Raw genomic sequence first — 11434 nt, forward strand, 5'->3', positions numbered from 1 at the left:
CGGTAGCGTGGCCGGCATGGGTGCCGGGAGTGGTGTCGAGAGTGGTGTTGAGGGGTTCTACGAGCGCATCGACGGGGGGCGGTTCCTGGCGAGCGGTTACACGCGCGGGCCGTGGGATCCAGGGTCGCAGCACGCCGGGCCGCCGGCCGCGCTGCTCGGGCGGGCGATCGAGGAACGGCCGGGTGGGCGCGCCGACATGCGGATCGCCCGGATCACCTACGAGATCCTGCGCCCGGTGCCGATCGGCCCGTTGGAGCTGACGACCAGCGTGCTGCGGGCCGGCCGGGGTACCGAGGTGGTCGAGGCCGCGCTCGCGCCCGCGGGGGCCGCGCCCGTGATGCTGGCGCGGGCGCTGCGGATCCGGGTGGCGGAGGATTCCGTACCGTCCGTGGTGCCCGCGCCGGAGCTGCCGCCGCCGGGTGAGGTGGGGCCGGCGCCGTTCTTTCCGGTGCCGTGGGAGAAGGGCTACCACGCGGCGATGGAGACCCGCTTCGCGCGGGGCGCGTTCGTCGAACTGGGTCCCGGGACCTGCTGGATGCGGATGAGGGTGCCGCTCGTCGCCGGGGAGGAGCCCAGGCCCCTGGATCGGGTGCTGGTCGCGGCGGACTCGGGCAACGGCATCAGCGCGGTCGTGGACTTCGGCCGGTACCTCTTCGTCAACGGCGACCTCACCGTGCACCTGCACCGCCATCCGGCCGGTGAATGGGTGTGCGTGGAGGCCCGTACGAGCGTGGACGCGGCGGGCATCGGGCTGGCGGACGCGCGGCTGCACGACGAGAAGGGCCCGATCGGGCGGAGCGCGCAGAGCCTGTTCGTCGCCCCGAGGGGGTAGGGAGGGGGAGCGGGGCCGAATACTTCGTATCGTCTGATGAGTTCACCCGTCCGCCGGGGTCTGTGCTCCAAGTGCCCCGGCTGCGTTGGTTCCTGTGCCGCTTCCCTGGCGGGATGATTCGACACGGGGTGGCGGGAGCGCCGGGAAAAGCCGTTCGATGGGGGAAGGTTGGCGGGTGCGCAGACTCTGGGTGGTCGGTGGAATCAGCTTCGGGGCGTGCCTGTGCTTTCTCGCCCTGCTCGTGATCGGTACGTACTCGGCGGCCGCGGGCATCGCGACCGGCGTCGGCGGGCGGGCCTCCGGGCTAGCGAAGGGTGCCGTGCCGGGGAAGTACCAGTCCCTCGTGCAGAAGTGGGGCAACCTCTGCCCGACGCTCACCCCGGCGCTGCTGGCCGCCCAGCTCTACTCGGAGAGCGGCTGGAACCCGGGTGCGGTGAGCCCGGCCGACGCGCGGGGCATCGCGCAGTTCATCCCGGGCACGTGGGCGACGCACGGCGTCGACGGGGACGGCGACGGGGACCGTGACATCTGGGACCCGAACGACGCGATCCCGTCGGCGGCTTCGTACGACTGTTCGCTGGCGCGGTACGTGTCCAAGGTGCCCGGGGACGCGGTGAAGAACATGCTGGCCGCCTACAACGCGGGTCCCGGCGCGGTGAAGCAGTACGGGGGCGTGCCGCCGTACCGGGAGACCCAGGGGTACGTGAAGACGATCACGACCCTCGCCAAGAGCTTCGAGGCGCCCGTCGGACGGGTCGCGCCCTCGCAGCAGGCCGCCGGGGCGATCTACTTCGCGCAGAAGCAGCTGGGGACCCCGTACCTGTGGGGCGGGAACGGGACGCCCGAGCAGGGCGGGCGGTTCGACTGCTCGGGTCTGACCAAGGCCGCGTACGAGTCGGTGGGCGTCGATCTGCCGCGCGTGGCGAACGACCAGTACAACGCCGGTCCGCATCCCTCGCGCGCGGAACTGCTGCCGGGGGACCTGGTGTTCTTCTCCGACGATCTGACGAACTCCCGGGAGATCCGGCACGTCGGGCTCTACGTGGGCGGCGGGTACATGATCAACGCCCCGTTCACCGGAGCCGTGATCCGCTTCGACAAGATCGACACGCCCGACTACTTCGGCGCGACGCGGGTGACGAAGGACGGGGCGGAGGCCTTGCCCCGGCGCGAGGGCGTCGGCAACACAGCGTGAAGCGAAGGCCCTGAGCTGCAACGATGAGTCACTCTTCGATAACGTTGGGGTGATCATTCGGTGGAGAGCGGAACGTAGCCGCCAGAACGGGCGTTCCATGGTCACTGGGGGCAGGACGAGCGCAAGAGCCGGATTGATCACCGGGGGGCGAAGGGCCGCACACAGGCGTGCGGCCGTACGGGTACCAAGGCAAGGGCAAGGGGCCGCATCACCATGGCTGGACTCACAACGGGTGGGCCGAACGTGGATGTAAGCCTGCTGTACGAGATCAACGGACTGGCGCGCCAGGCCCCCGGCTGGCTGGACCGGACGGTCGCGGTCCTCGGGGAGTACGGGATCCTGCTGGCCCTCGTGCTCCTGGTGCTCTGGTGCTGGCGCGGAGCGCGCCGGCAGGACGAGCCCGCCGCCGTCGAGACCTTCACCGCGCTCGTGTGGGCCCCGCTCGCCGCCTCGGCCGCTCTGCTCCTCAACATCCCGCTGCGCGAGTTCGTGGGCCGGCCGCGGCCGGCCGCGCAGCACGGCGGGGTCGAGGTGCTGGAGCCCGGCGCCGGGATCGGCCACAGCGCCTTCTCGTTCGTCAGCGACCACGCGACGCTCGCGATGGCGCTCGGCGTCGGCCTGTTCGTCGCGCACCGCAAGCTCGGCTTCATCGGCATCGGCCTGGCCCTGGCGGAAGGCTTCACGCGGGTCTACATGGGCCTGCACTATCCGACCGACGTCATCGGCGGTCTCGCCCTGGGCACCGCGGTGGTGCTGCTGCTCGCGCCGCTCGCAATGGCGCTGCTGACCCCGGTGGTACGGGCCGTGGCCCGGTCCCCGCGCCTGGGCGTACTGGTCCGGGCGCGCGAGCGGGTGGTACCCCGCCCGGTGGACCTCGCGGCGACCGAGCCCGCGGCGCGCGGGCACGAGAGCGACCTCGCGGCCTGACGCGGCCCTTCGGGGGGTGCCCGCGGTGTCAGCCGATGCGGTACGAGTCCCAGACGCTCAGCACCACGGCCGCCAGCAGGCACAGCGCCGCGGCCCCGAAACAGACGCGGACCGCGGCCGGGCGTGGCCGCGGGGGCGGGGTCACGGATCGCCGCCGTGGTCCGCGGTGTCCGCCTCCGCGTCGGAGCGCCGGTAGCGGGAGCGCAGCCACAGGCCGGTGGCGGTGGCCGCGGCGGTGGTGACGCCGATGGCCAGGGCGACGTCGCCGGGCCCGTCGGCCGTGCCCACGGGGCTGGCCCGGGCCGGGGTGGCGGGGGCGAACGCGATCAGCAGGGCCCAGGTGAGGGCGGCGAGTCGTGGCGCGGGTCCGGGCATGAGTCAAGGGCAACCGCTCCCGGGCGCGTCGGCCAGCCGGGCCGTCCGATCGGGCGACTCGCGGGCGGAGCGGCTCCGGCCGGGTCGGTGGAGGGCAGGGCTGTCGGGCAGGCGGCCTGGCCGGCGGGTGACTGGCGGGCCGCCGCGCGGGTGACCCGTCGGGCCGGACCGGACGGCCGTCGGGCGGGTGCCGTGCCGGTGCCGTGCCGGTGCCGGGTCCCCCGGTTACTCCGGCGCGTGGCCGGTGGCGTCCTTGCGGGCCAGGTCGCGGGAGCGGCGGGCCGGGCCGCGCCAGCCGCACGTACAGACGGCCAGGCTGAACGAACCCCGCTCGGAGGTGCTCGTGGCGTGAGCGGCGTGATCGGTGTGATCGGTGGAGGGTGCCGGCGCCGGGCCCGAGGGGTCGCGGGGCAGCGGCACTGCGGCAAGCGGAGGGGCGAAAGTCGCTTCGGTGTGCGGTTCCACTCCACCAAGGTACCGGGCCGGGGGCGGGTGGGGCACTGGCCCGGGGCGGGGAGCCCGCGGCCGTGACGGGAGGCCCGGGACCTCGTTAAGCGGAGCGGGTGGGGCCTCGGGCAAAAAGCGGTCACGCGTTGGGGGTTGGCAGGCGATGGTGGTGCACCAGCACAGGCGAGGGCGCGCGGGTCGGGCTGCGGTCGCGGTCGGCCTGGCCCTGGCGGTGGCGGCGTTGAGCGGGTGCGGCGGCGACGCCGTCGCGGGCGATGACGGCCGGTCCGGCGCGGGCGGCTTGTCCGGCGACGACGGCCGGGCCGCCGGCGACCCGGCGGCCACGGTCCGCGCGGCCGCCGACGCGCTGGCCAGGAGCGGGAGCGCGCAGGCCCGTACGGCCATGGAGATGGCCACGGGCGGCACCCGGGTCACGATCCGGGGCGAGGGCGGGGTCGACTTCAAGAACCGGATGGGGCAGCTGCTCGTCATGCTCCCCGACGACGCCAAGGGCAAGGCCGAGCACCGGCCGATCACCGAGCTGCTGGTGCCCGGCGCGCTCTACATGAAGAACCGGGGCGCGGGCGTCCCCGCCGACAAGTGGGTCCGCGTCGACACGACGGCCCTGGCCGACGGGAACCTGGTCACGGGCGGCGCCACCGACCCGATGGCCGCCGCCGAGCTGCTGCGCGGGGCGCAGGAGGTCACGTACGTGGGCGAGACCGAGGTGGGCGGCACCAAGGTGCGGCACTACCGGGGTACGACCGATATCGCGCGGGCCGCGGCGCAGGCCTCACCGGCGGTGAAGGGGGCGCTGGAGGCGGCGGCGAAAGGGTTCGGCAAGGACGCGGTGCCGTTCGACGCCTACCTCGACTCCGAGGGACTGCTGCGGAAGGTCCGCCACCGCTTCACCTACGTCAACGATGGCGTGATCGATGTGTCCTCCACCACGCTGCTCTACGGCTTCGGGACTCCGGTCACCGTCGTATTGCCCGCCGAAGGGGACATTTACGCCGGGAAGATCGCCGATTAGCCGGCCGGAGCCCCCGGGGGCGGCGCGATCGGGTCATGGCCGGGTAGCCGGAAATGGTCCATCCGTGTCATGCGCGCCGCGCCGTGCGCTCCCTACGCTGAGAAGCCGAGCGCCGGCGACCGGACGACGGCAGATTGAGGTGACACGCGTGACTCCCGCAGGCGGTTCGACGGTGCAGGACCTCGTGGCTCTCGCCGAGATCGAGCTGTGCGGAGAGTTGATCATCGCGGCGTCGGCCGTGGCCGAGGAGAGGCTCAGCCAGGACCGGATCGACGAGGTGCTGATGGGCGTGTGGTCCGGCTGACCCCCGCCCCGGGCCGGGTCCGTCCCTCGTGTGCATCAGTCAGGTGCGCAGCAGCCGGGCGATCGCCTTCGTCGCTTCCTCGACCTTGGCGTCGATCTCTCCCCCGCCCTTGAGGGCCGCGTCCGCGACGCAGTGCCGCAGGTGCTCCTCCAGTAGCTGGAGCGCGAAGGACTGGAGCGCCTTCGTGCTCGCCGAGACCTGGGTGAGTATGTCGATGCAGTAGACGTCCTCGTCGACGAGGCGCTGGAGCCCGCGGATCTGGCCCTCGATCCGGCGCAGGCGCTTGAGGTGCTCGTCCTTCTGGTGGTGGTAGCCGTGCACCGGGCCGGCAGCCGTGTCGCCGGCGGTGTCCTCGGCCGTGTCCGTGGTGGCTCCGGAGCCCTCCGCCTGGATGGCAGTCATGCGTCCTCCCGTGGTCCGGAATGGGGGACCTATACCCCTCATGGGTATAGGGTACCGGCCCCCGGCCGAAGGGGCAGGGGCTCGTGGTCCTCACTCTGCCTGATGGAGGACACTGGGGAACGGCCGGTTAGCCGTGGCCGGGGGATGCGCCTAGCATCAGCCTGACCGAATCCAATGCACCCCGAGGACCTCACGTGCGATTTCGTCTGACCCCCAGGGAGACGAGCTTCTACGACATGTTCGCCGCATCCGCGGACAACATCGTCACCGGCTCGAAGCTCCTCATGGAACTGCTCGGAGCGGACTCCTCCGCCCGGGTCGAGATCGCGGAGCGGATGCGGGCAGCGGAGCACGCGGGAGACGACGCGACCCACGCGATCTTCCACCAGCTCAACTCCTCCTTCATTACGCCGTTCGACCGCGAGGACATCTACAACCTGGCGTCCTGCCTCGACGACATCATGGACTTCATGGAGGAGGCGGTCGACCTGGTCGTCCTCTACAACGTGGAGGAGCTGCCCAAGGGCGTCGAGCAGCAGATCGAGGTACTGGCGCGCGCGGCCGAGCTGACCGCCGAGGCCATGCCCCACCTGCGCACGATGGAGAACCTGACCGAGTACTGGATCGAGGTCAACCGCCTGGAGAACCAGGCCGACCAGATCCACCGCAAGCTGCTCGCCCAGCTCTTCAACGGCAAGTACGACGCCATCGAGGTGCTGAAGCTCAAGCAGATCGTCGACGTGCTCGAAGAGGCGGCCGACGCGTTCGAGCACGTCGCGAACACGGTGGAGACCATCGCGGTCAAGGAGTCCTGAACCTCGTGGACACCTTCGCTCTGATCGTGACCATCGGTGTCGCGCTCGGCTTTACGTATACGAATGGTTTTCACGACTCCGCGAACGCGATCGCGACCTCGGTCTCGACCCGTGCCCTGACCCCGCGCGCGGCGCTGGCGATGGCCGCGGTCATGAACCTCGCCGGTGCCTTCCTCGGCAGCGGGGTCGCCAAGACGGTGAGCGAGGGCCTGATCGAGACGCCCCACGGCAACCGGGGCATGTGGATCCTCTTCGCGGCGCTCGTCGGCGCGATCGTGTGGAACCTGATCACCTGGTACTTCGGCCTGCCCTCGTCCTCCTCGCACGCGCTGTTCGGCGGCATGGTGGGCGCGGCGCTGGCGGGCGGTACGGAGGTGCTCTGGTCGGGAGTGGTCGACAAGGTCGTCATCCCGATGTTCGTCTCGCCGGTGGTCGGCCTCGTCGTCGGTTACCTGGTGATGGTCGCCATCCTGTGGATGTTCCGCCGCGCCAACCCGCACAAGGCCAAGCGCGGTTTCCGCATCGCGCAGACGGTGTCGGCGGCCGGCATGGCGCTCGGCCACGGTCTTCAGGACGCGCAGAAGACCATGGGCATCGTGATGATGGCCCTGGTCATCGCCGACGTGAACAGCGCGGGCGACGAGATCCCGGTCTGGGTCAAGATCGCGTGTGCCGTGATGCTCTCGCTGGGTACGTACGCGGGCGGCTGGCGCATCATGCGCACCCTCGGCCGCAAGATCATCGAGCTGGACCCGCCGCAGGGCTTCGCGGCGGAGACCACCGGTGCCTCGATCATGTTCGGATCGGCGTTCCTCTTCCACGCGCCGATCTCCACCACCCACGTGATCACCTCGGCGATCATGGGTGTGGGCGCGACCAAGCGGGTGAACGCGGTCCGCTGGGGCGTCGCCAAGAACATCATCCTGGGCTGGTTCATCACCATGCCGGCCGCGGCGCTGGTCGCGGCGCTCAGCTTCTGGGTGGTCAACCTCGCCTTCGTGTGACCGTAGGCGCCTTGCGCGTCGTGCGCGAGCAACCCAGTGCGCCCCGCCGGATCGGCTGATCCGGCGGGGCGCACTGGTGTGTGGGACGAGCGGCTCGGGTCAGCCCGCGAAGCGGTAGCCGAAGTTGGAGGCTCCGGCGGGGCCGCCGAGGGTGGTCAGGCCGAAGCTGGTGGCCCCGGTGCCGGTGAGGCCGGTGCCGGGGGCGGTGGTGAGGTTCCAGACGCGGCCGGTGTAGCCGTCCTCGCCGTTGCCGCCGACGTAGACCTCGGGCTTGCCGTTCTTGTCCGAGTCGATCGCGGCGATCGCGGAGCCGAAGTGGTCGTCGTTCTCGGAGGCGCTGGGGATGCCCACGGTGTTCTGGGTGAGGGTCTTGGCACCCGTTGTGGTGATGCCGGTCTTGCCGCCGCGCAGCACGGTGAGGGCGCCGGCGTGAGCGGTGGTGGCCGCGTCGTCACCGGTCTCGTACGAGGCGCCGATCAGCAGGTCGGCGAAACCGTCGCCGTCGGTGTCGGTGATGTCCAGGACGCTGCCCCAGCGGTCGCCGATCTCGGACACTCCGGGGACGCCGGCGGAGGACTGGGAGAGGAGCAGACCGGGCGTGGTGGTGTTGAGGCCCTTGGGGCCGCCGTAGTTCACGCTGACGGCATCCCGTACGACTTCGGTGTTGAACGGGGAGTAGCCGAGGCCGACGGCCAGGTCCAGGTATCCGTCACCGTTGAGGTCGCCGAAGGCGGAGCCGTAGAGGTTCGAGTAGTCCGCGTACTCCTTGAAGGTGCCGCTGCCCTTGACCAGGCCGGTGCGGCTGCCCTTGAGGACGGTGCTCGCGGGCTTGTAGTCGCGGTGGCCGACGACGGTGACGTCCGCGAGTCCGTCGCCGGTGATGTCTCCGACGAAGAGGCCGTCGCCGCGCAGGCCTATGCCGTCCTCCTTCCAGATGTCGCGGACGACGGTGGACGCGGCTCTGCCCGTGGTGCGGTCGATCGGCCCGGACAGGACGGCGAAGGTGTAGCCGAGGCGGCCGCCGTGGGCGCGGATCACGATGTCGTCGGTGCCGTCGCCGTTGATGTCGCCGGCGCCGAGGCCGGCACCGAGGAGCCCGGGGTCGGTGGACGTCGAGGTGCCCTCCGGGAGGGTGGTGGAGGCGCCCGTGATGCCGTTCTTGGAGCCCCAGAGGATGGTGTTCTTCGAGACCCACTGGACGTACAGGTCGTCGTAGCCGTCGCCGTCGAAGTCGCCGTGGGCCGAGACCTCGCGCCACTTGCCTTCCGCGACCGCGTCCCCGGGGACGCCGGGGGTGGCCTGGCTGATGACGGTGGCCGTGTCGTACTTCAGGCCGGTGGCCGAGCCGTAGGCGATGGTGACGGCGCCGGCCCGCTTGGCGCCGTTGACGGTGGCGGTGTGGGCGCCGATGGCGAGGTCGGGGTAGCCGTCGCCGTTGAAGTCGGCGGTGGAGGCCTTGGAGGGCGCCGGGGCCGCGGTGGCCGGGGTCAGGGTGGTGAGGCCGAGGACGGCGGCGGTGCAGGCGGCCGTGGCGAGGAGCGTGCGGGTGCGCATGGGCTGGGTTCCCCCCGGAACTGGTTGGTGGCGCGGTGGGGCCGGCCCCTCGGCAGGAGGGGCCGGCCGGAGCTGCTGCCTAGTTGTTGAACCAGGCGCCGAAGTGGGCGCCGCCGTAGCCGCCGCCCAGGGTGAAGGACCTGGCGCCGGTGCCGGTGAGGCCGGTGGCGCCGTTCTGGAGCTGCCAGACGCGGCCGACGAAGCTGTCCTCGCCGTTGCCGCCGACGTACAGCTCGGGCTTGCCGTCCTTGTTCGCGTCGAGGAGCTCGACCGCCTCGCCGAAGTGGTCGGACTTCTCCGAAGTGCTGGGGACGCCCGCGGAGTTCTGGGTGAAGAGCTGGGAACCGGTGCCGGTCAGGCCGGTCTTGGAGCCGCGCAGCACGGTGATCGCGCCGGCCACCTGGGTGGTGGCCTCCGTGCCCGACTCCCAGGAGGCGCCGACGACGAGGTCGGCGTAGCCGTCCTTGTCGATGTCGCCGAGGGTGACGTCGTTGCCCCAGCGGTCGCCCTTCTCGTTGACGCCCGGGACGCCGGGGCTGTTCTGGTCGTAGTAGCTGGAGGGCAGGGTCGTGCTGGCGCCCTTGGGGCCGCCGTAGGTGACGGTGATGCCGCCGGTCAGGTTCGGGTCGTAGCCCGCGGGGTTGCTGACGAAGTCGCCGTAGCCGTCCCCGTTGATGTCCCCGAAGGAGCCGCGGTAGCGCGCGTTGACCTCGCCGCCCTGGACCAGCCCGGTGGGGGTGCCCTTGAGGACCTGGGCTCCCGCACCACCCTGGGTGCTCGTACCCATGGTCACGATGTCGGCGATGCCGTCGCCGGTCATGTCGCCCACGCTGACCGAGCTGGTGGAAACCCTGTCCTTGGCCTCGGTGTCCCGGAACTGGGCGGAGGCGGGCTTTCCGGTGGTGCGGTTGAAGGGGCCGAACCGTGTGGCCATGCCCCAGTTCGCTTTGTACGGGTCGCCGACCTGGGCGGGCAGGACGAGGTCGTCCTTGCCGTCGCCGTTGACGTCCCCGATCGCCAGGGAGTTCGTCTGGATCCGGGGCGACTGGGTGGTGCCGGTGCCCGCCGGGAGTTCGGTGCCGCCCGAGATGCCGGTCGGGCTGCCCCACAGGACCAGGATCTGCCCGCTGGTGATGACCGCCAGGTCGTCGTAGCCGTCGGCGTTCAGGTCGCCGTGGGCGGACGAGAGGCCCCAGCCGAAGTCGGCGGCGGTCGGTTCGCCCGGGACGCCGGGGGTGGCGCGGCTGATCAACTGCTGCTTGTCGAAGCGCGGGCCGGTGGGGGAGCCGTAGACGAAGGAGACGAGACCGGCGCCCTTGAGCCCCTTGACGGTGGCGCGCGGGGCGCCGACGGCCAGGTCGGCGTAGCCGTCGCCGTTGAAGTCGGCGGCGTCCTTGGTCAGGGGCTTCGCCGGGGCCGCCGGGGCGGCGGGTGCGGCCGTGGCGGGGGACGGGCCGGTGACGGCCAGTACGGCCGCGGCGCAGGCGGCGGCCGTCAGGTACGTGGTACTACGCAAAGGATCCCCCGGTGTCCGGCGGCGACCTCAAGGGCCGCATCCGCTACGCAACTTGTCGCTGGCGTACGTATGACCGACGAGCGGGGGACAGGGTTGGTGTGATCCGGGTCACGTTCCGCGGTGGGTGTGCGGGGCCCGGGAAAAGAAGCGGGCCGGTTCCCCCCACCCAGGGGGAACCGGCCCTTTTCTTTCTTTCGCCTTGCGGTGGCACCGCCATGCAGCACCGCAGGACGCTTGTTCACATCTCGGTTTAGCCGAAGCGGCCCGAGATGTAGTCCTCGGTCGCCTGCACGGACGGGTTCGAGAAGATCCGGTCCGTGTCGTCGATCTCGATCAGCTTGCCGGGCTGGCCGACCGCGGAGAGGTTGAAGAAGGCCGTGCGGTCGGAGACGCGCGCCGCCTGCTGCATGTTGTGCGTCACGATGACGATCGTGAAGCGCTCCTTGAGCTCGCCGATCAGGTCCTCGATGGCGAGGGTGGAGATCGGGTCAAGGGCCGAGCAGGGCTCGTCCATCAGGAGGACCTGGGGCTCGACCGCGATGGCGCGGGCGATGCACAGGCGCTGCTGCTGGCCGCCGGAGAGGCCGGAGCCGGGCTTGTTCAGGCGGTCCTTGACCTCGTTCCAGAGGTTGGCGCCCTGGAGGGACTTCTCCACGATGTCCGAGAGCTCGGACTTCTTGAAGGAGCCGTTGAGGCGCAGGCCCGCCGCCACGTTGTCGAAGATCGACATGGTGGGGAAGGGGTTCGGGCGCTGGAAGACCATGCCGACCGTGCGGCGGACCGCGACCGGGTCCACGCCGGGGCCGTACAGGTTCTCGTCGTCCAGCAGCACCTTGCCCTCGACGCGGCCACCGGGGGTGACCTCGTGCATGCGGTTCAGGGTGCGCAGGAAGGTGGACTTGCCGCAGCCGGAGGGGCCGATGAAGGCGGTCACGGAGCGGGGCTCCACGGTCATCGAGATGTCGTCGATGGCCTTGTGGGTTCCGTAGAAGGCGGACAGTCCGCTGACGTCGATTCGCTTAGCCATGAG

13 protein-coding genes are annotated in these 11434 nt (G+C 71.3%); 7 read left to right on the forward strand and 6 right to left on the reverse strand.

Annotated features, from left to right (window positions below):
- The first annotated feature begins 16 nt into the window (after positions 1-16).
- From OG730_RS22620 to OG730_RS22630, 3 genes are all read left to right on the forward strand, one after another.
- Positions 17-832, forward strand: a complete 816-nt coding sequence (locus tag OG730_RS22620) for a thioesterase family protein (protein WP_327305937.1) — start codon at positions 17-19, stop codon at positions 830-832.
- A 175-nt stretch (positions 833-1007) separates the two neighbouring features.
- Positions 1008-2027: a C40 family peptidase gene (locus OG730_RS22625; protein WP_327305938.1), complete on the forward strand. Its 1020-nt coding sequence runs from the start codon at positions 1008-1010 to the stop codon at positions 2025-2027.
- Between the two features lie 213 nt (positions 2028-2240).
- A complete protein-coding gene (locus OG730_RS22630; protein WP_327305939.1) occupies positions 2241-2954 on the forward strand; it encodes a phosphatase PAP2 family protein in 714 nt (237 codons plus the stop codon).
- Between the two features lie 141 nt (positions 2955-3095).
- On the opposite strand, the gene OG730_RS22635 is transcribed toward OG730_RS22630, so the two are convergent.
- On the reverse strand, positions 3096-3329 hold the full coding sequence (locus tag OG730_RS22635) for a hypothetical protein (protein WP_327305940.1): 234 nt from the start codon (positions 3327-3329) through the stop codon (positions 3096-3098).
- 225 nt (positions 3330-3554) lie between these two features.
- Entirely contained in the window at positions 3555-3749 is a 195-nt protein-coding gene (locus OG730_RS22640) for a hypothetical protein (RefSeq protein ID WP_327305941.1), read from the reverse strand.
- 190 nt (positions 3750-3939) lie between these two features.
- On the opposite strand from OG730_RS22640, the gene OG730_RS22645 reads away from it, so the two are divergent.
- Positions 3940-4809, forward strand: a complete 870-nt coding sequence (locus OG730_RS22645) for an SCO4651 family lipoprotein (RefSeq protein ID WP_327305942.1) — start codon at positions 3940-3942, stop codon at positions 4807-4809.
- A gap of 148 nt (positions 4810-4957) precedes the next feature.
- Positions 4958-5113: a hypothetical protein gene (locus OG730_RS22650; protein WP_250744641.1), complete on the forward strand. Its 156-nt coding sequence runs from the start codon at positions 4958-4960 to the stop codon at positions 5111-5113.
- A 39-nt stretch (positions 5114-5152) separates the two neighbouring features.
- On the opposite strand, the gene OG730_RS22655 is transcribed toward OG730_RS22650, so the two are convergent.
- Entirely contained in the window at positions 5153-5515 is a 363-nt protein-coding gene (locus OG730_RS22655) for a metal-sensitive transcriptional regulator (RefSeq protein ID WP_327305943.1), read from the reverse strand.
- 194 nt (positions 5516-5709) lie between these two features.
- On the opposite strand from OG730_RS22655, the gene OG730_RS22660 reads away from it, so the two are divergent.
- On the forward strand, positions 5710-6330 hold the full coding sequence (locus OG730_RS22660; protein WP_266878908.1) for a DUF47 domain-containing protein: 621 nt from the start codon (positions 5710-5712) through the stop codon (positions 6328-6330).
- A gap of 5 nt (positions 6331-6335) precedes the next feature.
- Positions 6336-7334: an inorganic phosphate transporter gene (locus tag OG730_RS22665; RefSeq protein WP_266878906.1), complete on the forward strand. Its 999-nt coding sequence runs from the start codon at positions 6336-6338 to the stop codon at positions 7332-7334.
- A gap of 99 nt (positions 7335-7433) precedes the next feature.
- Here OG730_RS22665 and OG730_RS22670 read toward each other — a convergent pair whose 3' ends face one another.
- The 3 genes from OG730_RS22670 to pstB form a co-directional block, all read right to left on the reverse strand.
- Positions 7434-8888, reverse strand: coding sequence for an FG-GAP-like repeat-containing protein (locus OG730_RS22670; protein ID WP_327305944.1), 1455 nt, complete (start codon positions 8886-8888; stop codon positions 7434-7436).
- 79 nt (positions 8889-8967) lie between these two features.
- Positions 8968-10404, reverse strand: coding sequence for an FG-GAP-like repeat-containing protein (locus OG730_RS22675; protein ID WP_327305945.1), 1437 nt, complete (start codon positions 10402-10404; stop codon positions 8968-8970).
- A gap of 250 nt (positions 10405-10654) precedes the next feature.
- A complete protein-coding gene (pstB, locus tag OG730_RS22680) occupies positions 10655-11431 on the reverse strand; it encodes a phosphate ABC transporter ATP-binding protein PstB (RefSeq protein WP_327305946.1) in 777 nt (258 codons plus the stop codon).
- Positions 11432-11434 lie beyond the last annotated feature (3 nt).

It is taken from the genome of Streptomyces sp. NBC_01298 (assembly GCF_035978755.1).
Taxonomy (GTDB): domain Bacteria; phylum Actinomycetota; class Actinomycetes; order Streptomycetales; family Streptomycetaceae; genus Streptomyces.